This is a genomic window from Mycolicibacterium sp. XJ879, assembly GCF_053483935.1.
The window spans coordinates 1-22,452 of record NZ_JBEFTH010000005.1 but is presented as its reverse complement, the minus strand read 5'-3'; the positions used below and the strand labels follow the sequence as shown (position 1 = coordinate 22,452).

Below are 22,452 nucleotides of genomic sequence, written 5' to 3'. Positions count from 1 at the left end.
CGCGCCACCGCACTTTCACGGGTTTTCCCATGTTGCTGACAGCAGATAGCACAGCGTGAATACTTGCCCGTGTGATTGAGGAGATCTATCGGCCCTTGGTGTCCAAAGTCGTCGGCTTTTCGCACCGCCACCTCGGGAAACTCGTTGGCAAATATGGCTACAGCCTGATGACCCGCAGGCTGGGCGACGACGAGGTGCTGTTCCTCAACTGGGGTTATGAGGAGGATCCGCCGATGGATCTGCCGCTCTCGGCCTCCGATGAGCCAGATCGCGTCTGCATTCAGCTCTATCACCGCGTGGCCAGTCAGGTCGACCTGAAGGATAAACGGGTGTTGGAGGTCAGTTGCGGCCACGGCGGCGCCGCCTCCTACATCATGCGGACGTTCAGCCCCGCCTCCTACACGGGGCTGGACCTCAACCCGTCAGGTATCGCGTTTTGCCAACGGCGACACAACATTCCCAACCTGACATTTGTCCAAGGCGATGCGGAGAACCTGCCGTTTCCCGACCAGAACTTCGACGCGGTGGTCAATGTTGAAGCCGCTCACCTGTATCCGAACTTCCGCCGCTTCCTCGCCGAAGTGACGCGGGTGCTCAGCCCCGGCGGACATTTCTTGTACGCCGATCTTCGCGGCCGAAACGGGATCGAGGAATGGGAAGCGGCCCTTGCCGATTCCGCACTGCAGGTGGTGTCGCAGGAGGAGATCAACGCTCAGGTCCTACGGGGGCTGGAGCTGAACTCGCCTCGCTACCAGGAATTGGTCAATCGGCATGCACCCAGGCCGCTGCGCAGGTTCGGCCGCGATGTCGCTGTCACCCAAGGCTCACCGCTGTACGAACAGGTCGAAAGGGGCGATCTGTCCTACCGGCTGTACTGCTTGGTCAAGAACTAGAAAATCTCGCCGGTGAGCCCGAATTCGGCCAGTGTGCGCCCGGCCAACTCGCGCAGCCGCTGTTTGGAGTTCTCTGCGCCGACCTGGTAGCCGACGATGTCGATTGAGATTCTGCCGCTGATCCGTCCGACCACCAGCACAAGCTGGCCACCGGCGCGCTCGAGGTCGGCGCGACGCACGTTCTGGTCCACCCCGCGACACAGCATGTACTCGGCCGGGCTGCCGTCGGGGCAGGCCGCCGCCGGGGGAAAGTCGCCCATGTTGGAACACGAAACCGGAAGGTCGGCACCGGATCCCAAGAACTGCTGGACCACTCGCTTGAGTGCGGCGCGCGGCACGAACGGTACCAGCGGTAGGAGCTGCATGATCGGGTCGGGCTCTTCTCGTGCCTTCTGCAGCGCCTGCCGCACGGCGCTGCGCGCATCGGTCAGATCCGCGGTCACCGGGGTCGGGTCGATATCGGCAGAGCCGAAAATCATCGCGTTCGCGCGGGTGTCGTCCGGGAGGTTGCGCGCGTTGAGTGCCATCACCAACGTCACGGTGCCGTCAGCGCGCTTGCGCCCCATATGTTCACCCAGTTTCGCAGCGAAACCGGCTACCAGGGAATGGCTCGTTCCGTTGAGCGAAGCTGCCCGGGCATCCCACTGCGTCAGGTCGACCAGAACCGAGACGGCAGGCATCGCAACGCGGGTGTCGTCGCTGGCTGGACGGGTGGTCAGTGGTGCGGACGTGGTCGAGGCCGCCACCTCGTTTCGGCTCTGAAGGCCCAGCTTCGCGGCCACCCCCGCAGTGCGGACGGCCTCGGGTAGGTGCTTGACGGCTCCCCGAAGTTCTCCCAGCGCACCGCGGAAGCGGCCGCCCGACTGTGGCAGTGGATGGCCGAAGTCGCGCCTGGTTTCGGAGACCGCCTCGATGACCGACTGCAGGCCGCCCACACCGTCGGCGAGGTAATGCGAACCCACCAGGCTGACCGCGGTGGACCCGTCGGTCATCGGCAGCACACCCATATGCCAGCCGGGTCCGTACTCGGGATCCACCGGTATCTGCGCTCGTTCGTCGAACCAGTCGCTTACCTCAGACCGGGGCCGCGGTTCGGCGACGTCGAGGTCGGTGGCCGGTCCCGGCGCAGACACCCACCGGTGCCGACCGAACGGCAGCGGCGAGCGTTCGATCAGCCGGCCGTAGCAGCCGTAGCCGAAGTTGCGGTGGAACCGCCGCAGCCCGTCCATGTCGACGGGATGCTCGTAGATCCACAGCACCTGCATGAGTTGGCCGCGTCCGGTGGCACGCCACAGCTGGAATCCGGCCTGATCCATGAATGTGAGGTGATTGTCCTGCGCCGCCTGAGATTTGGCGGCTCGACGGCTCAGCCGTCGAAACGTTGGACGAGCTTGGATGGCCATGGCTTCCTGCTATTCGATCACACCGACGAGGTCGAACTCGGCCAGCACCTTGGCGGCCACCTCGCGCAAGCGGGACTTGGAGTTCTCTTCACCGGCCTGATACCCGACGACGGTCATCGACACCTTGCCACAGATTCTTCCGGCGAGCACCGTCAGCATCCCCCCACGGTGCTCGAGGTATCCGCGTGACACCTGTCGGTCCACACCACGCAGCATGACGTACTCGGCTTCGGTTCCGTCGGCTCGCGCGACGATGGAATCGATATCGCCCAGGATGGAACAGGATACGGGCATATCGGCGAAGTTGAAAACCACATCGGAGCCACGCTTGACAGCGCGCTTGGGGATGAACGGGGTCAACGGAAGAAGCTCGAGGGTCTCGTCCGGCTTCTCGCGCAGGGTCGTCAGCGCCTGTTTGATATCGCGGCGGGCAACCGACAGATCTGCGGTCACCGTGGTGGGATCGATGACCACGGTGGCGATCGACGCGGCGTTGGCCCGCGTGTCGTCGGCGATCCGGTCGCTGATCGGAATGTGCAGGGTGACGGCACCGTCGGCGCGACGGCGTTCGAGCTGTTCGGCCAGCTTCGCGGCGAACGCAGCGATCAGCGAGTGGCTCGAGCCGTTGAGAGCGTTGGCCCGGCCATCCCAAACGTCGAGGTCGATGTAAATGGTGATCGCAGGCACCACAACGTTTTCCGCCATGCCGTCTGCGGTCAGCGCGGCTCGCGGACCCGTCGATTTCGTGAACTCATGGCGCCGACGCACAGCCTGCTTGCCGACCCGCACCAGTGTGCGCGCCACCTCGGGAAGTCCACGGACCGTCTCTTTGAGGTCGGTGGCGGCGGCCCGCAGCGGCGGGCGCGACCGCGGCGGCGGATAGCCGAGGTCACGGCGGTTACCGATAATCCCATCGACGATCGTCAGCAGCCCGCCGAAGCCGTCGGCCAGGCAGTGCGAGCCCACCATGGAGACGGCCGTCGACCCGTCGGTCATCGGCAGCACCCCGAAATGCCAGCTGGGTCCGGTTTCCGGGTCGATCGGCAACTGTGCGCGTTCGTCGATCCAGTCGCTGAGTTCTTCTCGGGGGCGCGGGGTTTCGACGATGTCGAGGTTTGACTTCGGCCCGGGGGAGGAAACCCACCGATGCCTGCCGAACGGCAGCGGCGAGCGTTCGATCAAGCGACCGTACAAACCGTAACCGACGTTGTCGTGAAGCCGGCGCAACCCGTCGTAGTCGACAGGATGCTCGTACACCCAGACGCACTGCATGACCAGTTCCTGACCGGTTGCACGCTGTCCGAGGAACAACAGCTGATCGGTGAACGTGAGCTGGTTGTCCAGCCGTGCTTGTGCCGCCACAGTCATCGAGACGTCCGTCGAACTGCGCGGTTCAGAACGACTTCTGGATGACGCCAACAAGGTCGGATGCCGTCGCCAGTTCACCGCGGCCCTCGGCGACGCGGACGAAGATCGCCTTCATCGCGTCGACGTAGCGGGTGACCGATTCGCGCGCGATCGGATTGTTGGGGAAGGCCAGCGTGACCGAAGTGCCGTTGCCGAACCGGTTGATCCACATGCCGACCTGATGAGCTGCGCCCAGTTCGCTGTAGATCTTGCCGTTCAAGCCGTTCCACTCGGCGACCACGGCAGGCGACAGCGGCGCAATGGTGGCGTCGAGGTAGGAGATCATCGGCACGCCCGGCTTCGGCTGCGTCAAGCCGCGCGCTTCCGCCGCCAGTTCGAGAACCCGGTCAAACGGCACATGCGCCAGGGCCAGACCCGAATCGAAGGATGCCTGTGCGGCCCTTGCGGTTTCGGTGAACGATGTCGGCGTGACGGGCACGGTGATGGGCACCGTGCCGGTGAACCAACCCGTCGTCATCACCTCGGCTTGGGTGCTTCGTGTGCTGGTCGGGGTGATGACGTGGTAGGTGTCGGCACCGGTGAGCTGATGTTCGGCCATCGCAGCTGCGGCGAACACTCCGCCGATGAACCGGGCACCGGCCTTGATGCACGCCGATTCAAAGCGGTCCGATTGCTTTTCGTCCATCAACGAAACCGTCAGCAGATCGCCATCGCAAGGTACCGCCGGATCACCGAGCGGAAGCGGGAACTGCGGAAGGGTTCCGTTGTTGCCCCTTGCGAACTTGATCCACTCGTTGACTTGCGGCGAGTCCAAGGTCAGCGAGGAGGTGAACTCTCGCTGCCGGATGCAGTAGTCCTCATAGCTGCCTGCCTCCGGCAGCGGGATCGGTGCTCCGCCGCCGACCAGCGCGTTGTACATCATGTGGATCTCCACGAACGCCAAGCCCATGAACATGGCATCGACGTGCAGATGGTCCACGCTCATCCAGAACGTGAAATGGTCGGCGCGTTGAATGATGCCGAACCGGAAGCAATCCCAGTGCAACGGAGACGGTGTAGCCAGGATGTGTTCGCGCCACTGCGCAGACGACTTCTCCCCCCGCTCGGACGCGACGAACTTGATGTCCTTGGGGTTGCGCAGCGCGCGCCGCACGATGCGGTCATCGTCGGTGAACTGGAACCAGCTGCGGAACGTGTCGTGGCGCCGAAGGTAGGCGTTGAGCACATGCGTCATCGCCCGGACATCACAGCGTCCGGCGATGTTCCACGCCGGAATCGTCAGCCGCGCCATCTCGGTGCCGCGGGCCGCGTGTGCACGGTAGCTCCGAAGATGTTGGGCCTGCTGGTAACTGGCCGGCACATCGGCGATGGGCGCCTCGCTGACCTTCGCAAGCGTGGCCGGTGACGGATCCCAGGTGATGAGTTGGCCCGGAGCGTCCACCCACTCGTGGATTGCTTCTAGCGCGAACAATTCTTCCGCCTCCTACTTCGGTGCCGTCGTCATGTTGACGCCGCGACCGTGTCGTCCGCCGCGAGTGTTTCGCAAAGACTATCGGCCAGTGCGCGAACCGTGTTGACCCCCATTGCCGTGATGCGGATTCCCGTTTCCGCCTCGAGCCGAGTGCGCAGCTCGAGATTGCCGAGCGAGTCGAGCCCGTATTCGGACAGCGGGCGGTCCGGATCGATCGCGCGCCGCAGGATCAAACCAACCTGCTCTGAGATCAGCCGCCTCAGATGAGTTGGCCACTCGTCGCGTGGAAGCGCGGCCAGCTCCGCCCGGAGTTTCCGTCCCTCGCTGGAGCTTTGACCTGCCGACTTGAATGCCGACGCGAACGGGCTGCGTTGCGCGAAGGCGGTCAACCAGGGCGTCCCGAGGATGGGGGCGTAACCGGTGTACACCCGGTCATACCGCAGCATGGACTCGAAGGCGTAGGCGCCCTCGTCGGGAAGGATCGCCGCATCGTTTTCGGCCATCGCGGTGCCGCGACCGATCTCGCCCCAGGCACCCCACGCGATGGCGTTGGCAGGCAGACCTTGGGCCCGGCGCCAACGCGTGAACGCGTCCAGCCAGCTGTTGGCGGCGGCGTAGGCCCCCTGACCCGGCGAGCCCACCAGCGCGGCTGCTGACGAGAACGAGCAGAACCAGTCCAGTGGCTGACCCTCCGTAGCGCGATGCAGGTTCCACGCGCCGTATGCCTTTGGCGCCCAGTCACGTTCGACGAGCTCGTCCGTGATGTTAGGAAGGGTGGCGTCCTCGACGACCGCGGCCGCGTGCAGCACGCCGCGCACCGGTAGTCCGGTCGCCGTCGCCGCGGCCACCAACCGGTCGGCCGTACCCTGCGCGGCGATGTCGCCACACTCGACCACGATGTCGGCGCCCGTGGACCTGATGAGGTCGACGATCTCCTGTGCTTTCGTACTCGGCTGGCTACGCGAGGTGAGAACGATGCGCCCGCAACCCTTTTCAGCCATCTTCTCGGCGAGGAACAGGCCCAGACCACCGAGGCCGCCGGTGACGATATACGCACCGTCGGAACGGAAGGTCGGAGCCTCTTCCGGCGGCACCATCACCTCGGTGGTGCCGGTGCGTGCGACGTCGAGCACCAACTTCCCAGTGTGCTGGGCGCCGCCGATCTTGCGGATCGCACTCGCGGCGTCGGCGAGCGGATAGCGCGTGATGTCCGGCAGCGGCAGTGAACCATCGGCGGTCAGCTGGTAGACCTTTTCCAGCAGGCCGCGAACCTTGTCCGGATGCGTCACGGTCATCAACGCGAGGTCGATCGCATAGAACGACAGGTTGCGGCGGAACGGGAACAGACCCACCCGCGTATCGCCGTAGATGTCGCGCTTGCCGATCTCGAGGAACCGCCCGCCGAAGGCGAGCAGCTCCAAACCTGCGCGCTGCGCGGCACCGGTCACCGAGTTCAGCACGATGTCCACGCCATAGCCGTCGGTGTCGCGGCGGATCTGGTCGGCGAATTCGGTGCTGCGCGAGTCGTAGACATTTTCGATACCCCAGTCGCGCAGCAGCTGTCGTCGCGCCTCGCTGCCCGCCGTGGCGTAGATCTCCGCGCCAGCGGCGCGTGCCACCGCGATCGCCGCTTGGCCGACACCACCGGTCGCGGAATGGATCAACACCTTGTCGGTCGAGGAGATCCTCGCCAGCTCCTGCAGACCGAGCCACACGGTGCCGTATGCGAGGCCCACCGCTGCGGCCTGGTGCTCCTCCAGCCCGGCGGGCAACGGCGTCGCCAAGTTGGCCTCGCAGATCACGTAGTTGCCCCAGCAGCCGTTGGCCGACACCCCACCGACGCGGTCTCCCACGCGGTGAGTCGTCACCCCCGGGCCGACGGCGGTGACCACACCGCCGAATTCCGAACCCAGTTCCGGCAGCCGCCCGTCGAAGCTCGGGCACCGCCCGAACGCGACAAGCACGTCGACGAAGTTGATGCTGGATGCGCTGACTGCGACCTCGATCTCGCCCGGACCCGGCGCAACACGTTCGAACGAAACCATTTCCAGCGACTCCAGGTCGCCCGGCGTGCGGACCTGCAACCGCATGCCGTCGTGTTCGTTGTCTCCGGTTGCGGTATACCGCTCGTCGGCGCGCAGCGGCGCCGGGCACAACCGCGCGGTGTACCAGCGCCCGTCGCGCCACGCCGTCTCGTCCTCGTCGGAGCCAGCCAGCAACTGGCGAGCCAACTGGTCGGCGCCGGTCGTCTCATCCACGTCGATCTGGCTGGCGCGCAGCCGCGGATGCTCCATCCCCATCGCACGTACAAAACCGCGCAAACCGGAATGTTCGAGGTTCGGAACCTCGTCGGCCACAACGCATTGCGTGTTGCGGGTGATGACGTAGAGGCGCGGGGGCTCGCCCGGCGCTTCGGGCAGTTCGCGGATCATCCGCACCAGGTGGCGGACATGCTCGCCACCACGCACGGCCGCCTCGGCGACGCCGCCACCATCGGCGAGATCGGGCACTACCACCACGCCGGTCAGCACCTGCTCACTGACGTAGGACGTCAGTAACTCGGCGTTGGTCTGGTGGTCACCCTGCGATGGCCAGGTCATCGTCGTGCACTCAGCTCCCGCTGTCTTCAGTGCATCGCCGAGTGCGGCGGTGAGGATGTCTCCGTTGATGCTGGTGTCGATCAACAGCCACGATCCGGCGTCGACGGAGTCGGCTTCGGGCAGCTCGTGCTGGTCCCACTCGATGCTCAGCAGCCGCTCGTTGAGTACGCGGTCCGCCTGAGCCTTCTGCGAAGCGCCGGAGCCGAGCCGTAAACCTTCCAGGCTCAACAGGATTGCGCCGCGCTCGTCGAGGATGTCGAGGTTCGCCTCGATGCCTTCGGCGTCTGCCTTGACGATCCGGCTGTAGCAGTACTGCGCGTTGCGGGCCGAGCCGTTGGCGCGCAACCGGCGCACGCCCAGCGGCAGCAGCATGCCACCGGTGGCGGCGTTCTGAGCGACCGGATGCGCGACGACCGATTGGAAGCAGGCGTCGAGCAGCGCCGGGTGCACCCCATAGGCGCCTTGGTGCGCCCGCAGCGGTCCGGGCAGCGCGACGGCGGCCAGCACCGTGGGCTCGGCGCCGTCTGCGGTGTAGGCGGTGGCCAAACCGGAGAAGGCGGCCCCGTGATGGATTCCCAACGCGCCGAAGGCCGCCCGCAGATCAGCGCCGTCGACACCGTCGGCGTGCGCCGTCAGCAGCGCGTCGATGTCGTGAGTAGCGGATTCACCCGTCGCCACCTCGGCGTGCAGCACCGCATGTGCGCGTCGGGTACGTTCGCCGGCCTCATAGGTCTCCACCGCGAAGTCGAGGATCCCGGACGCGAGCGCGGATGCGGATGCCGAAATCGGCGTCGACTCATCGAGCATCAGCATCTGCTCGAAGACGATGTCGCGAACCTCGGCGGTTTCACCAAGCGCGGTACGCGCTGCGGCCAGAGCCATCTCGCAGTAGGCCGCACCCGGTAGCACCGCCACCTCGTGGACTTGGTGGTCGCCGAGCCACGGTTGGGCCTCCGTACCGACCTCGCCCTGCCACACGTGGCGCTCGGGTTCTTCGGGCAGCACGACGTGCGAACCCAGCAGCGGGTGCACAGAAACCGAGCAGCCGCCGCGGGCGGCCACGTCTTGACCGTCGCGGTCGAGCAGCAACGACTCATGCGTCCAGGTTGGCAGCGGTGCGTCGACCAGCCGCCCGGTCGGGTACAGCACCGAGAAATCGACTGCGGCACCGGCATTGTGGACGTCGGCGACCAGTTGTCGCAGCCCAAACGGCAACTGCTGTTCGCGGCGCATCGCCGCCAGCACTGTCAGCGGAACGTCGAGGCCGCGCGCGGTTTGGTCGACGGCGTGGGTCAGCAGCGGATGCGGGGACAGCTCGCCGAATACCCGGTAGCCGTCCTCGAGCGCCGCCTGCACCGCGGCGGCGAACCGCACGGTGTGGCGCAGGTTGTCCACCCAGTAGTAAGCGTCCCACTCCGGCTCGTCGCGCGGGTCGTACAGCGTCGCGGAGTAGTACGGGATCTCGGGCTGCATCGGGTCGAGGTCGGCAAGCGCCTCTTCGAGCTCGTCGAGGATCGGATCGACCTGCGGCGAGTGAGATGCGACGTCCACGGCCACCTCGCGCGCCATCACGTCGCGCTGCTCCCAGCCGGCGACCAGGTCGCGCACCGACTGTGTGGCGCCACCGATGACGGTCGACTGCGGTGAGGCGACCACCGCGAGGGACACATCGGTGATGCCACGCGCAGCCAGCTCGGAAAGAACTTGGGAGGCAGGCAGTTCCACCGACGCCATCGCGCCGGAGCCGGCGATACGCGACATCAGCGCCGACCGTCGGCAGATGACCTTGACCCCGTCCTGCAGCGTCAGCGCGCCCGCCACGACCGCGGCGGCCACCTCACCCATGGAGTGTCCGATCACCGCGCCGGGGGTGACGCCGTACGACTTCATCGTCGCGGCCAAGGCCACCTGGACCGCGAAAACAGTCGGCTGCACCTGGTTGATGCCGGTGACGGTTTCCGGCGCCGACATCGCCTCTGTAACGGAGAAATCCGACTCTTGGCGGATCAAGTCCTCCAGTTCGGCGACGGTCGAAGCGAACACCGGCTCGCGCGAGAGAAGCTCGGCGCCCATGCCGGCCCACTGCGAGCCCTGCCCGGAGAACACCCACACCGGTCCGCGGTCGTCCTGGCCGACGGCGGCCTGGTAGGGGCTTTCGCCGTCTGCCACCTCCCGCAGCGCGGCGATCAGTTCCTCGCGACCGCCGGCGATGACCGAGGTACGCACCGAGCGGTGACCACGCCGACGTGACAGCGTGTAACCGAGGTCGAACAGGTCGACGGCCGGCCCCCGCCCATTGCCGTCGCCGCTCTTGGCCAGCCAGTCGGCCAGATTGCCTGAAGTGCGGCGCAGTTCGTGGGCCGACGTCGACGACAAGGCGAACAGCAGCGGTCCGGTGGCAGCATCCGGTTTCTGCGGCGCCACCGGCTCCGGGGGCTGCTCGACGATCGCGTGCGCGTTCGTCCCCGACAACCCGTACGCCGAGACCGCCGCCCGCCGCGGCTGCTGGCCGTTGGTCGGAAACGCCGTCGTCGACTGGGGTACGAAAAGATGCGTCTCGATCTCGGTCAGCTCATCAGGCAGACGGTCGAAATGCAGGTTCTGCGGGATGATGCCGTGCTGCACGGCCAGTACGGCCTTCATCATGCCCAGCGCGCCCGCGGCCGATTGCGTATGACCGAAGTTCGTCTTGACCGATGCCAGCGCACAAGGTCCGTCGGTGCCGTACACGTCTGCCACGCTGGCGTATTCGAGAGGGTCGCCGACCGGGGTTCCGGTGCCGTGCGCCTCCACCAGCCCGACGGTGCTCCCCTCCACGCCGGCGGCCGCCAACGCGGCCCGGTACACCGCGGTCTGCGCCTCCGAGGACGGCGTGGCGATGTTGACCGTGCGGCCGTCCTGGTTCACCGCGGTGCCCTTGATGACCGCCATGACGCGGTCACCCGCCTCGAGCGCGTCGTCGAGCCGTTTGAGGGTGAGTACGACGCAGCCCTCGGCGGAGACGAAGCCGTCGGCGGCTTCGTCGAACGCGCGGCAGTGGCCGGTCGGTGACAACATGCCCGCCGCCGACCCGCCTGCCGCCTTGCGGGGTTCGAGCAGGACCGACACCCCGCCGGCCAGCGCGAGGTCGCTTTCGCCGTCCTGCAGGCTGCGGCAGGCCATGTGGATCGCGCTCAACCCCGAAGAGCAGGCGGTGTCCACCGTGTAGGCGGGTCCGTGGACGCCGAGCGCATAGGCGATCCGTCCCGAGGCCAGGCTGAAGCTCGTGCCGGTGAACCCGTACGGCCCCTCCAACGTCTGGGTGTCGGCGGCCAGGTACGCGTAGTCGTTGTGCGTGACGCCCATGAACACGCCGGCCTTCGACCCGGTCAGCGTCGTCGGGTTCACGCCTGCGTGCTCCACCGCCTCCCAAGCGGTCTCCAGCAGCAGACGATGCTGCGGGTCGATGGCCGTCGCCTCACGGGAGGTGATCCCGAAAAAGTCGGCGTCGAAGCCCGCCACGTCGTCGAGGAAGGCGCCCCACTTGGAGACCGATCGACCGGGCACACCCGGCTCCGGGTCGTAGTACTGCTCGGCATCCCAGCGCTCGGCAGGCACCTCAGTGACGAAGTCGTCGCCACGCAGCAACGCTTCCCATAGCTGTTCAGGGGACACAATGCCCCCCGGAAGGCGGCACGACATTCCGATTACAGCGACGGAAATTGTGCGCGTTTCACCCACGTCTGTAAACCTCTCTCAGGAGTGAGCACTGAATGCGACTGGAACAGAATAAAGCGAAAGTCGCGCCCTGTCTCAACTCCTGAATACTAATGGCACCGCCGGCCGACATTGGTTGCTGGCCGCATGTAGATGCGCATCATAAACCGCGATCGCTGACAACAAATGTTGCCTCCCCTGCCAACCGCAGCTGCACCGCCCGCGGGACCGCCACGAGTCCCTGATGACGGCAACTATTCCGCAGTTTGCGCGGTCGCCCTCAGAAGGCATCGCCGAATCCGCAAACGAGCCGCGGATGTCGACCGTGAACAGATCCGGTGGCCACGCTGCTGTGGAGCTGGTTTGCTTCGGGCCAGTGAGATCGAGCATGCGCGTCAATCTAGCAGGCGATTCCCAGAGATGGGACATATTTCCCAGATTCGCTCCCCACCCAAATGACCGGCACATCGGCCCCGCAGTCAGCAAATCCTCCTGAAATAACGTGCAGGTCAATATCCTGCTGTTATATGCCGCTTTAGGCAGGCTAGGCAAAGAATTTGATACCATCGCCGGAGGCTGCAGAAGGGCCCACCTGGGGCCGCCGATCAGATCGATCCGGCAACGGTTGCGTTACGGTTCGGGCGCGAACAATCGGTGGCTGAGATGACGCTGTCCTTCTGAGCCTTCTTCCCAGCCGTTTACTCATGGCAATTTTTCGCCTCCCGGTGACATTCGTCACACCGTCCGGCTCGACGTGGGGGTTTGCCGGGATTCGGCCTACCGCTGCGCGGGAATGGCAAATTTATCGACAAAGAGAAGTGCAAGAAAAGGCAAATTTCGCAAATACTTAGTGCCCCTCATTAAAATCGTTCAACCCCTCGTCGGACACCGAAGCGACGTCTCTCAGGCTCCTCACAGCAACGTGTAAGCAAGCCTGCGCCGGGTGGGGGCCCCTTCGGTAGCGGTGCTCACACCGGCGTCTGGCCGCGCCTGGCGAACATTGGAGCGGGTCGGCCGCAGCGCCAGCTACCGCTCGAAAATAAGTCGGTTCCGATGTGCTGCATCGACGTCGCACACGACCGACCCGCGGGCGCCAACCTAACACATGAACATATGAACAGCTGGACAGAAGAGCTGGCCAGGCCATATGCTGCCCACCTCGGTGCACCTGTGAGAACCGCGCGGCTGCGGGTACAGGCACGACAACTGAACAACGGAAAGGAAGCTCATGGCCGAGTACACGCTGCCGGACCTCGACTACGACTACGGCGCGCTGGAGCCCCACATCTCGGGTCAGATCAACGAGATCCACCACGGCAAGCACCACGCCACGTACGTGAAGGGCGTCAACGACGCGCTGGCCAAGCTCGAGGAAGCCCGCGCCAACGGTGATTACTCGGCGATCTTCCTGCACGAGAAAAACCTCGCTTTCCACCTCGGCGGACACGTCAACCACTCGATCTGGTGGAAGAATTTGTCGCCTAACGGCGGAGACAAGCCCACCGGCGACCTCGCCTCGGCGATCGACGACCAGTTCGGCTCGTTCGACAAGTTCCAGGCACAGTTCACCGCGGCCGCCAACGGGCTGCAGGGCTCGGGCTGGGCGGTGCTGGGCTATGACACGCTGGGCCAGCGGATGCTCACCTTCCAACTCTATGACCAGCAGGCCAACGTGCCGCTCGGCATCATTCCGCTGCTGCAGGTCGACATGTGGGAGCACGCCTATTACCTGCAGTACAAGAACGTCAAAGTCGACTACGTCAGGGCGTTCTGGAATGTCGTGAACTGGGCCGATGTCCAGGACCGGTTCGCCGCGGCGACCAGCAGGGCCAACGGTCTGATCTTCTAGCCGGAACCGGTCGGGTAGCCCCGTTGCGGCTCGCGTAGGTCGCCAGGTGAGGATGTCTCCGGACGACAACCCGCTTACGCGAAAGGGCCAATACGATGACGATTCTGGACAGGTTTCGGCTCGATGACAAAGTTGTCATCATCACCGGAGCGTCGTCGGGCTTGGGTGTGTCATTCGCCGAGGCGTGCGCACAGGCGGGAGCTGACGTGGTGTTGGCGGCTCGACGCGCCGAGAAGCTCAGTGGCACAGCCGACCTCGTCCGCAGCGCGGGGCGCCGCGCGCTGATCGTGCCCACCGACGTCACCGACCCGCAGCAGTGCACCGCCCTCGTCGAGGCGGCCATGGAGGAGTTCGGCCGGGTCGACGTGCTGGTCAACAACGCCGGTGTGGGCACGGCGGTTCCGGCCACCCGGGAGACCCCCGAAGAGTTCCGCTCGGTGGTCGACATCAACCTGCACGGGTCGTACTGGACCGCTCAGGCGTGCGGCAGGGTGATGCAGCCGGGCAGCTCGATCATCAACATCTCCAGCGTGCTGGGCCTGACGACGGCGAGTCTGCCGCAGGCGGCTTACAGCGCAAGCAAGGCCGCCGTCATCGGGCTCACCCGTGATCTGGCCCAGCAGTGGGGCTCACGCAAGGGGATTCGCGTCAATGCCATCGCGCCGGGGTTCTTCCACTCGGAGATGACCGATCAGTACGTGCCCGGATATCTCGAACAGACACTCGCGGCTCGCGTTGTGCTGCAACGGGTTGGCAACCCGGACGAGTTGTCGGCGGCGTTGATCTGGCTGGCCTCCGAAGCCGGGGGTTACGTGACCGGACAAACGATCGTCGTCGACGGCGGTGTGACGATCACGTAGCCGGCGGTGTCCGGCCGCGCCCATTTTGGTTGACACTTGTCATTGACGATCGTCAGCGGAGCGCGTAGGGTTTCTGCATGCCCTCGCGCGCCTCGCTGACCGGATCGCCCGGCGGCGTCCGGGAGGCGCGACGGCTTCAAACGCGGGCACGGTTGTTTGACGCCGCGCTGGCCGAAATCGCCCAGCGCGGTTTGGCCGACGCCGATGTCAGCGCCATCGCCGGGGCGGCGGGTGTGGCGAGAGGAACGTTTTACTTCCACTTCCCGACGAAGGAACATGTCCTCGTCGAGTTGGAGCGCGCCGAGGAGACGCAAATCGTCAGTGAGCTCGGCGAAGCCGAGGGCGATCTGGAGTCTGTGCTCTCACAGGTGGTGAATCATGTGCTCGACGCTGAACAACGTTTGGGTACAGTCGTTTTCCGCGACATGCTGGGATTGCATTTCTCGGCGACACGTCCTGTCGAGGACGAGCTGGTGCGACACCCACTCGCCGAATTTGTGATCGCTCTGATCAGACGAGCACAAGAGGTCGGCCAGGTTACCGCGTCTGCGGACCCCGTAGAACTCGGAATCTTCTTCTCGACAGGCCTTTTCGCCCTCTTAGCCACGGGAGCACACGACCCTGCGGTGTTACGCCGTTATGTGACAACGATTGTCAAGGGAATGGAGAAGCGATGAATACTACGGGCATCGAAGGCTACCGGGAGTTTCTAGCCAGGCGCGACGGTGCAGCCGACCTGCTCAATCGGCGGCTGGCGAATCGGGAGCAGTTCTTCAGCGAGCTGGAGGCCAACCCCGTTCGATCGGCCCATCCCGCCGACCGGTCGACCTTTCTGCGCAATCTGCGTCGCCGGCGCCCCGAGCCGGGCCTGGACCGCAAGATGCTGTTTCTGCTGGCGACCGCAAAACTGAATCAGGCAGAACGCTTCGGCGTCGGGCTCGGCGAAACCTACGGGCGCAACAGCGATGAGAATCTGCCGCCGGAGAACGTCTACCTCGAACTCGAGGAGCACTACCACACGCGGCTGCTGGCATACGCTCTCGATGTCTTCGACCTGACGTTCCAGGTGGTCCCGCCGCCGTTTTTGATGCGGCAGTTCGTCAAGACCGGCGTGTTCGTTCCGGAGCGGCTCAGCTTCATGTTCGTCGGGGCCGCAGAGATGGCCGGCTGCATCATGTTCGACGAGCTGCGCCGCGTCGGAGTCCAGCTGTTCGCCGACGAACCCGAAGTCGCCGACCGGATCGGGCTGCTGTACAGCGAGATCCTGACCGACGAAATCGGCCATGTCGGGTATTGCGCATCGCGGTGCACGGCAGCAGAGCGTGCGATGATGCGTCGGATCTACCCACTCATCGGAAGATTCTTCGCCCGCCAGACCGCGGAGATCAGCCTTCTCATCGACCCCGAAGCACTGCACGCTCGGCTGGACCGGCCGTTCAACGTCGGGGAACTCACCGCCGACCTGAGCAACGAGACCTATCTCGTCACTCACCCCTGACGGGTTGAGCTTTAGGACTTCGAGACTCGCCGCGCGACGAGTCCGCTCGAGAATTCGAGGTCTGAACTCAGGTAATGGGTTGTGGAGCTAAGGGGAATCGAACCCCTGACCTACTCGATGCGAACGAGTCGCGCTACCAACTGCGCCATAGCCCCTGGTACCGGTAGCAGGCTACCAGCCAGCCCGCGGTGGCAAAAAACCGCTGACTACTGGCCTGCGGCCCGCGGTAGGTCGAACCCTCGGGCGAACGCCACGTATTCCAGGTGCTCGAAGTCGGGATCCTCGTCGTCGATCTCCAACACCACAGAACCCGGGCGCCGCAGCCGTGCCGGCACGACGTCGAACTCGCTGTCGAGGGTGTTCTCCACACCCAACCGCGAGCGGGCGATCCGCTGGGCCCTGCGCCGCCGCAGCCGCTCCTCGATGCGGGTCTGACGGCGCAGGTACCCCAGGTACAGCACCGTCACGCCACCGACCGCGCCACACAGCCACCACAACGACGGTGACAACGTCGCCGCCGCGATCGCCGATACCACCAGCATCGCCGCCATCGTGGTCAGCATCCGCTTGCGGAACTTGTACTTGCGGGCACTGACCGCGGCGGCCGTATTGGATTCGTGCCTGCGTCGCCTGGCCGCAGTCATCGAGTCGGCGAGCTGCAAATCGGTTTCCGAGGGCGCCTCGAGTCCCGACGAATCGTCAACGTACTCGTACTCGTCGTCGGTGCCGTCGGCCTCTTCCTCGGCCGGCTCGTCGAATTCCAGTGTCAACTCACCGGTTTCGGCTTCGGGCTCTTCATCCTCGGCCATCGCGGACTCGCCGACGGGCAGGGCACCCTCCCCGATCACGTCCACATCGAGGTATTCCGATTCCTCGTCGCGCTCGACCTCGACCACCGCCGCGTGCACCAGGGATCGTTCGGCGGGCCGGGCCGGCTCTTCGTCGTCCGCGTCGTCGAGGTCGTCGTCGAGATCGGTCTCGGTCGGCCGCCAGTCCGGATCGCTCGCGTGGCCCGCCGCGACCCGAGGTCGTCGCAACAGCCGCGCATTGCGGCTGCTGTTGAGCACCCGCGTCGCCAGTGCCACGTCGCTGGTACGGCGCACGGCGTCCCGCTTGCTGATCAGCATCGGGACGAGGACGAACAACCAGAGGACGACGAGCGAGATCCACAGCAGAGATTGGGGGATGCTTGGCATTGCGCCTGCTCCTTTCCCCATCAGGCTAGGTCCGTGACCAGCGCATCCGTGGATGGCGCGCCGAGACAATTACACACCTGTAATTCACTGCTGACAAGCACCACCAGTCACAAATGTCACATTTGTAACAAGTTTGTGTCGCGAGATCTACGCCAGGGTCGTGATTTGGGCCCGTCGCACAGCCCTCCCGTACACCTCGCGAAGAAGCCGTCTGCACAAGCGGCTAGACCCAGGCCGCGCGGCCCGCGCGAACCAGGGTCGAGGATGCCGAACCGTTGACCTCCTCGACGGTGATGGCGACCAACAAGTGGTCCCGCCACGCGCCGTCGACGTCGAGGTAGCGCCGCAGCAGGCCCTCCTCGCGGAAACCGACCTTGGAAAGCACCGCGCGGCTCGCCGCGTTCTCCGGGCGCACCGTCGCCTCGACGCGATGCAATGCAACCTGCCCGAAGCAGTGATCGACACCTAACGCCAACGCGGCCGTCGCAACCCCGCCGCCGGTCACCGCGCTGGCCACCCAGTACCCGATCCACGCCGACCGCAGCGCTCCGTGGGTCACGTTCCCGATCGTGAGCTGGCCGCAGAACTGGCCGTCGAGTTCGATCACGTAGGGCAGCATGCGGCCTTTGCGCGCCTCCGCCCGCAATCCCGAACACACCGCCGGCCACGACGTAACGGCATGGCGCGCTTTCCAATCCATCCCGGTGGCGGGCTCCCACCGCTCCAAGTGCGCTTGATCGGCCAGCCGAAGACGGCTCCACTGCGCCCCGTCGCGCAGCCGCACCGGCCGCAACCGCACCACGCCCGCGGGCACCCGAAGCGGACCGACCGGCAGCGGCCAACCTGGATGTAAGGAACTGGACCGCCAGAAGTTCACGTCGGCCGCGCTGATCAACCGCGTTGGGCCAGAAACGCGACGTCGACGATCTCGCCGGTACGGATCTGCTCGGCTTCGCTGGGCACGATCACCAGACAGTTCGCCTCGGCCAGTGTGGCCAGCAGATGCGACGACGCCCCCGGCGCGCCGCCGAGCGCCTGCACCAGGTACTCGCCGGTGTCCTGGTCGCGCATCAACTGCCCCCGCAGATAGCCCTTGCGACCGATCACCGAGCTGATCGGCGACAGGGTGCGCGCCTGCACGATCCGTCGGTGCGCCTGGCGCTTGCCCAGCGACAACCGGATCAGTGGGCGCACCATCACCTCGAATACCACCAACGCGCTGACCGGGTTGGCCGGCAGCAGAAACACCGGTACACCTTCGGCTCCCAGCTGCCCGAAACCCTGGACCGAACCGGGATGCATCGCGATGCGGGTGACTTCCATATCGCCCAACTCGGCGAGCACCGACCGGACCCCTTCGGCGGCGGCCCCACCGACAGCGCCCGCGATGACCAGCGCCTCTGACCGGTTGAGTTGGCCCTCGACGACTTCCCGGAGTTTGGTGGGGTCGGCGTCGACGATGCCGACACGGTTGACCTCCGCACCGGCATCGCGGCCTGCGGCAGCCAACGCGTAGGAGTTCACGTCGTACACCTGACCGTTTCCGGGCGTCCGGGAGATGTCGACCAGTTCGCCGCCGACGCACATCACCGACAGCCGCGGCCGAGGGTGCACCAGCACGCGTTCGCGCCCGACCGCGGCCAGCAGGCCGACCTGCGCGGGCCCGATGATCGTGCCGGCCCGCACGGCGACGTCGCCGGGTTGCACGTCGTCGCCGGTACGACGGACATACGCCCCGGACCGCACGCCGCGCAGCACGGTCACCCGTGAGTCGCCGCCGTCGGTCCAGCGCAGCGGCAGCACCGCGTCGGCCAGCGTGGGCATCGGCGCACCGGTCTGCACGCGCGCGGCCTGGCGCGGCTGCAAGCGGCTAGGGGTGCGCGCGCCGGCCTCGATCAAACCCATTACCGGCAGGCTGATCTCCCGATCGACCGGACCGCCGTCAGCGTCGTCGTCGTCATCGGAGTCGTCGGAGTCCACCCCGAGAACATCCACGCTGCGGACCGCGTAACCGTCGATGGCCGCCTGGTCGAAGCCGGGCAGCGGACGCTCGGTGACCACCTCCTCGGCGCACATCAGACCTTGCGCCTCTGCGATCGCCACCCGGACCGGCCGGGGAGCCACCGCGGCGGACGCTACCCGAGCCTGCTGCTCCTCCACCGAACGCACAACACGCCTTTCTGCCTTGCGGGGCTATCCCCCAATGTCGCCGACCCGGCGGCCGCGGCGTGTGGTTCTACTGTGCGGTCAAGCCCAGTCGCTCTACCAACCATCGCCGCAATTCAGGTCCGTAGTCGTCGCGCTCCAATGCAAAGTCAACCGCAGCCTTGAGGTAGCCGCCGGGATTTCCCAGGTCGTGTCGAGAGCCGCGGTGCACGACCACGTGCACGGGATGTCCTTCATCGATCAACAACGCGATCGCATCGGTCAGCTGGATTTCGCCGCCGGCCCCCGGCGAAACGCGGTTGATCGCATCGAATATCGCGCGGTCCAGAATGTATCGGCCCGCGGCGGCATACGGCGACGGCGCGTCCTCGGCCTTGGGTTTCTCCACCATGCCCTTGACCCGCAACACATCCGGGTTTTCGGCGTCCGGAACGGTTTCGACGTCGAACACGCCGTAGGCGCTGATGTCCTCGCCCGGGACCTCGATCGCGCAGAGCACCGAGCCGCCGCGCTTGCTTCGGACCTTCGACATGGTCTCGAGCACGCCGCTGGGCACCACCAGATCATCGGGCAGCAGCACCGCCACCGCGTCTTCGTCGGGCCCCAGCGTGTCTTCGACGCAGCCCACCGCGTGGCCGAGACCGAGCGGTTCGGCCTGCACCACCGACTCGACCTTGATCAGCGCCGGTGCGCGACGCACCTTTTCCAACATCGATTTCTTACCGCGCGCCTCCAACGTGCCCTCGAGCACCAGGTCCTCGACGAAGTGGGCGACCACGCTGTCCTTACCTTCGGAGGTGATGATCACCAACCGTTCGGCGCCGGCCTCCGCCGCCTCAGCAGCGACGAGCTCGATGCCCGGCGTGTCCACCACCGGCAACAGCTCTTTGGGCACCGTCTTCGTCGCAGGCAGGAACCGGGTCCCCAACCCGGCTGCTGGGACTACCGCCGTGAGCGGTATCGATACCGAACCCCGTGTCATCGTTCACACATTAACCTCCTCGCGTTGGTTTAACCTCCCCACGGTTGTTGTTTAAAGGCGGTGCGGTGAGCGTGACGAAAACGGAGTTGCGGGCCGCGATCCTTTCGGCCCGTCGGACCCTGCCGCCACAGGAGCACGACGCCGACGCACACGCCTTGGTGACACACCTCACCGCGCTGGTGGCCGACGGCCAAACCGTATGTGCCTATGTGCCTGTCGGCTCCGAGCCGGGCTCGTCGGAGCTCATTGATTCGCTGCATCGGCGGGGGGTCGAGGTGTTGCTTCCGGTAGCGCGGCATGACGCCGCCGGTATCCCGCTGCCACTGCAGTGGGGCCAGTACCGGCCGGGAGAGTTGGTCGACGCGCGGTTCGGGTTGCGCGAACCGGCTCCGCCGTGGCTGGCCGCCGAGGCGGTGGCCGGTGCGTCGACGATTTTGGTGCCTGCGCTTGCCGTCGACCGGGCCGGCGTGCGGCTGGGCCGCGGCGCGGGGTTCTACGACCGGTCGCTGCGCCTGGCTGGCCCGGATACGCAGCTGATCGCCGTGGTGCGCGACGAGGAGCTACTCGACGAATTGCCTGCTGAGCCGCACGACGTGCCGATGACCCACGCGTTGACGCCACGGCGCGGTCTGATCGCGCTCGGCCGTGCGCTGGTCGATGAGCGGGAATGACCAAGCCCACGTAGCGGTTCTAGCACTTGACGCGCTAGAGTGCCAAGTAGTTTGACCACCTCGGAGGTTCGCGTGCCCACCTACTCTTATGCATGCACTGAATGCGGCGATCGGTTCGATGCCGTGCAGTCCTTCAGCGACTCCGCACTGACCACGTGCAGCAAGTGCAACGGCCGGCTGCGCAAGCTGTTCGGCAACGTGGGCGTGGTCTTCAAGGGCAGCGGTTTCTATCGCACCGACAGCCGCGAGCCGGCCAAGAGCTCGTCCAACGGCTCCTCGAGTAGCTCCACGAGTTCGTCGGCCGGCTCCACGAGCTCCTCCTCGGACAAGTCCACTTCCAGTAGCGAATCGAGCTCGAGCTCTGCCTCGTCGAGTTCGGCTCCGGCCGCAGCGGCTTCGAGCTAACGCGCACAGTTATCCACAGGCGGGCTCTTGCCCGGCCCATCGTGGTCGCCTGCCGCTTAGTTTGGCGGTATGGGGCAATCTCTGAACCCGTCGGTGTTGAGCCGGCTCCAACAGGCGCTGCACCCTGACTGGACCCGCACGCTGGCGGCCCGTCGGGCCGCGGCCGGTGCGCTCGTCGTGCTGGCCGCCGTCGCGGCCCTGCGTCCAGACCCCGACGACCAGCGCGCCGACATCGTCGTCGCCGCGCACGATCTGGCGCCGGGCAGGAAGCTCAGCGCCGACGACGTCAAGATCCAATCTCGCTCTGCCACAGTGGTTCCGGATGGCGCACACGCGGACCTGGGCGCCGTTGTCGGAGCGACGTTGGCCGGTCCGGCTCGGCGCGGTGAAGCGCTCACCGACGTTCGGCTGTTGGGTCCGCGCCTTGCCGAATCTGCGGTGGGCCCCGATGCGCGGATCGTGCCGTTACACCTCGACGACCCGGCGCTACTAAACCTCGTGCGCCCGGGCGACGTCGTCGACGTGCTCACGGCCAGCGCAGATCCGACGATGTCCGCTGATACCAAATCCAGCGTGGTCGCCCGAGACGCCGTCGTCGTGGTGGTGTCTGAGAAGCCAACGGGCGCAGGAAGCGGCGAGGATCGGGTGGTGCTGGTCGCCCTGCCGGCGCATGCGGCAAACAACGTGGCGGCGGCGACGCTGGTCTCGGCGGTCACGCTGACCTTCCATTGACCGCGTGGCGTGGTTCGCGTCCGATTCGCCGTCAACGCAGCACCATCGGACTACCGTGTTGGTCAGCTAACACACCACTGCTGGGAGGGGTCGGCCATGTTGAAGGGGTTCAAGGAATTTCTCGCCCGCGGCAACATCGTTGACCTGGCGGTCGCGGTGGTCATCGGCACCGCGTTCACCGCACTGGTCACGAGATTCACCGACAGCATCATCCAACCGTTGATCAACCGCATCGGCGCGGACGGTGAATCCGATTACGGCATTCTGCGCATCGGCATCGGCGGCGGGGAGTCGATCGATCTCAACATCCTGCTGTCCGGGTTGATCAACTTCATCCTGGTCGCCGCGGTGGTGTACTTCCTCGTCGTGATGCCCTACAACAGGCTGCGCAAGAAGGGCGAAGTCGAACAGGCCCAGGACACCGAACTCTCGCTGCTGACCGAGATCCGCAACCTTCTCGCCGAAACCAACGGTTCCTCCTCTGGCAAGCATGTCAGCGGCGAGGGCACCGGGCCCAGCCCCGATACCGCGAACACCACAAGCGCCGACAAGTCCTGAGCCGCAACACAAACGGCCCCCGGGATGGTTCGGGGGCCGTTTCGTGTTGAGACGTTTCTCAGTTCATGTTCCAGGGTTCGCCGTAGGTGGTCACGCTGTCACCA

General features: G+C 65.9%; 17 protein-coding genes and 1 tRNA gene. 9 read left to right on the top strand and 9 right to left on the bottom strand.

Features of this window, described 5'->3' with window-relative positions; all coding sequences use genetic code 11:
* Nucleotides 1–83 precede the first annotated feature (83 nt).
* Nucleotides 84–893: a phthiotriol/phenolphthiotriol dimycocerosates methyltransferase gene (locus ABQF13_RS12960; protein WP_448393557.1), complete on the top strand. Its 810-nt coding sequence runs from the start codon at nt 84–86 to the stop codon at nt 891–893.
* Here ABQF13_RS12960 and ABQF13_RS12955 read toward each other — a convergent pair.
* The 4 genes from ABQF13_RS12955 to pks2 form a co-directional block, all read right to left on the bottom strand.
* On the bottom strand, nt 890–2,209 hold the full coding sequence (locus tag ABQF13_RS12955; RefSeq protein WP_448393164.1) for a condensation domain-containing protein: 1,320 nt from the start codon (nt 2,207–2,209) through the stop codon (nt 890–892). The genes ABQF13_RS12960 and ABQF13_RS12955 overlap by 4 nt on opposite strands.
* A gap of 96 nt (nt 2,210–2,305) precedes the next feature.
* Nucleotides 2,306–3,664, bottom strand: coding sequence for a hypothetical protein (locus ABQF13_RS12950; RefSeq protein ID WP_448393163.1), 1,359 nt, complete (start codon nt 3,662–3,664; stop codon nt 2,306–2,308).
* A 25-nt stretch (nt 3,665–3,689) separates the two neighbouring features.
* Complete coding sequence (locus ABQF13_RS12945; protein ID WP_448393162.1) at nt 3,690–5,135, bottom strand: condensation domain-containing protein; 1,446 nt, start codon at nt 5,133–5,135, stop codon at nt 3,690–3,692.
* A gap of 29 nt (nt 5,136–5,164) precedes the next feature.
* Entirely contained in the window at nt 5,165–11,455 is a 6,291-nt protein-coding gene (gene pks2 / locus ABQF13_RS12940; RefSeq protein ID WP_448393161.1) for a sulfolipid-1 biosynthesis phthioceranic/hydroxyphthioceranic acid synthase, read from the bottom strand.
* A gap of 1,204 nt (nt 11,456–12,659) precedes the next feature.
* Here pks2 and ABQF13_RS12935 point away from each other — a divergent pair.
* The 4 genes from ABQF13_RS12935 (at nt 12,660) to ABQF13_RS12920 (ending at nt 15,638) form a co-directional block, all read left to right on the top strand.
* Nucleotides 12,660–13,280, top strand: coding sequence for a superoxide dismutase (locus ABQF13_RS12935; RefSeq protein WP_448393160.1), 621 nt, complete (start codon nt 12,660–12,662; stop codon nt 13,278–13,280).
* Between the two features lie 95 nt (nt 13,281–13,375).
* Complete coding sequence (locus tag ABQF13_RS12930) at nt 13,376–14,140, top strand: SDR family NAD(P)-dependent oxidoreductase (protein ID WP_448393159.1); 765 nt, start codon at nt 13,376–13,378, stop codon at nt 14,138–14,140.
* 77 nt (nt 14,141–14,217) lie between these two features.
* Nucleotides 14,218–14,817, top strand: a complete 600-nt coding sequence (locus tag ABQF13_RS12925) for a TetR/AcrR family transcriptional regulator (protein ID WP_448393158.1) — start codon at nt 14,218–14,220, stop codon at nt 14,815–14,817.
* Entirely contained in the window at nt 14,814–15,638 is an 825-nt protein-coding gene (locus ABQF13_RS12920; protein WP_448393157.1) for a hypothetical protein, read from the top strand. Before ABQF13_RS12925 ends, ABQF13_RS12920 begins: the two co-directional genes overlap by 4 nt.
* Nucleotides 15,639–15,720: 82 nt before the next feature.
* Here the strand turns inward: ABQF13_RS12920 and ABQF13_RS12915 are convergent.
* The 5 genes from ABQF13_RS12915 to ABQF13_RS12895 all read right to left on the bottom strand — a co-directional run bounded on the left by ABQF13_RS12915 (nt 15,721) and on the right by ABQF13_RS12895 (nt 19,982).
* Nucleotides 15,721–15,793 (bottom strand) — tRNA-Ala (locus ABQF13_RS12915).
* A 51-nt stretch (nt 15,794–15,844) separates the two neighbouring features.
* The gene (gene sepX, locus ABQF13_RS12910; protein WP_448393156.1) at nt 15,845–16,834 is read right to left on the bottom strand and encodes a divisome protein SepX/GlpR; all 990 of its coding nucleotides are present in this window, start codon (nt 16,832–16,834) and stop codon (nt 15,845–15,847) included.
* A 223-nt stretch (nt 16,835–17,057) separates the two neighbouring features.
* Entirely contained in the window at nt 17,058–17,711 is a 654-nt protein-coding gene (locus ABQF13_RS12905; protein ID WP_448393155.1) for a GNAT family N-acetyltransferase, read from the bottom strand.
* 14 nt (nt 17,712–17,725) lie between these two features.
* The gene (gene glp / locus ABQF13_RS12900; protein WP_448393154.1) at nt 17,726–19,003 is read right to left on the bottom strand and encodes a molybdotransferase-like divisome protein Glp; all 1,278 of its coding nucleotides are present in this window, start codon (nt 19,001–19,003) and stop codon (nt 17,726–17,728) included.
* A gap of 67 nt (nt 19,004–19,070) precedes the next feature.
* Nucleotides 19,071–19,982 carry a UTP--glucose-1-phosphate uridylyltransferase gene (locus ABQF13_RS12895; RefSeq protein WP_448393153.1) on the bottom strand — a complete coding sequence of 304 codons (912 nt, stop codon included), beginning with the start codon at nt 19,980–19,982 and terminating at the stop codon, nt 19,071–19,073.
* A gap of 65 nt (nt 19,983–20,047) precedes the next feature.
* Here ABQF13_RS12895 and ABQF13_RS12890 point away from each other — a divergent pair, with 65 nt between their 5' ends.
* The 4 genes from ABQF13_RS12890 to mscL all read left to right on the top strand — a co-directional run bounded on the left by ABQF13_RS12890 (nt 20,048) and on the right by mscL (nt 22,348).
* Nucleotides 20,048–20,653, top strand: a complete 606-nt coding sequence (locus ABQF13_RS12890; protein WP_448393152.1) for a 5-formyltetrahydrofolate cyclo-ligase — start codon at nt 20,048–20,050, stop codon at nt 20,651–20,653.
* Nucleotides 20,654–20,725: 72 nt separating this feature from the next.
* Complete coding sequence (locus tag ABQF13_RS12885; RefSeq protein ID WP_448393556.1) at nt 20,726–21,058, top strand: FmdB family zinc ribbon protein; 333 nt, start codon at nt 20,726–20,728, stop codon at nt 21,056–21,058.
* Nucleotides 21,059–21,127: 69 nt separating this feature from the next.
* A complete protein-coding gene (locus ABQF13_RS12880) occupies nt 21,128–21,790 on the top strand; it encodes an SAF domain-containing protein (protein ID WP_448393151.1) in 663 nt (220 codons plus the stop codon).
* A 96-nt stretch (nt 21,791–21,886) separates the two neighbouring features.
* Complete coding sequence (gene mscL, locus ABQF13_RS12875; RefSeq protein WP_448393150.1) at nt 21,887–22,348, top strand: large-conductance mechanosensitive channel protein MscL; 462 nt, start codon at nt 21,887–21,889, stop codon at nt 22,346–22,348.
* The last annotated feature ends 104 nt before the right edge of the window (nt 22,349–22,452 follow it).

What these genes read in the sequence shown, in the direction of transcription:
- ABQF13_RS12955 (WP_448393164.1), bottom strand. Translation starts at nt 2,209, where the DNA reads ATGGATCAGGCCGGATTCCAGCTGTGGCGTGCCACCGGACGCGGCCAA.
- ABQF13_RS12950 (WP_448393163.1), bottom strand. Translation starts at nt 3,664, where the DNA reads ATGACTGTGGCGGCACAAGCACGGCTGGACAACCAGCTCACGTTCACC.
- ABQF13_RS12935 (WP_448393160.1), top strand. Translation starts at nt 12,660, where the DNA reads ATGGCCGAGTACACGCTGCCGGACCTCGACTACGACTACGGCGCGCTG.
- ABQF13_RS12930 (WP_448393159.1), top strand. Translation starts at nt 13,376, where the DNA reads ATGACGATTCTGGACAGGTTTCGGCTCGATGACAAAGTTGTCATCATC.
- ABQF13_RS12925 (WP_448393158.1), top strand. Translation starts at nt 14,218, where the DNA reads ATGCCCTCGCGCGCCTCGCTGACCGGATCGCCCGGCGGCGTCCGGGAG.
- ABQF13_RS12920 (WP_448393157.1), top strand. Translation starts at nt 14,814, where the DNA reads ATGAATACTACGGGCATCGAAGGCTACCGGGAGTTTCTAGCCAGGCGC.
- sepX (WP_448393156.1), bottom strand. Translation starts at nt 16,834, where the DNA reads ATGCCAAGCATCCCCCAATCTCTGCTGTGGATCTCGCTCGTCGTCCTC.
- ABQF13_RS12895 (WP_448393153.1), bottom strand. Translation starts at nt 19,982, where the DNA reads ATGACACGGGGTTCGGTATCGATACCGCTCACGGCGGTAGTCCCAGCA.
- ABQF13_RS12880 (WP_448393151.1), top strand. Translation starts at nt 21,128, where the DNA reads ATGGGGCAATCTCTGAACCCGTCGGTGTTGAGCCGGCTCCAACAGGCG.
- mscL (WP_448393150.1), top strand. Translation starts at nt 21,887, where the DNA reads ATGTTGAAGGGGTTCAAGGAATTTCTCGCCCGCGGCAACATCGTTGAC.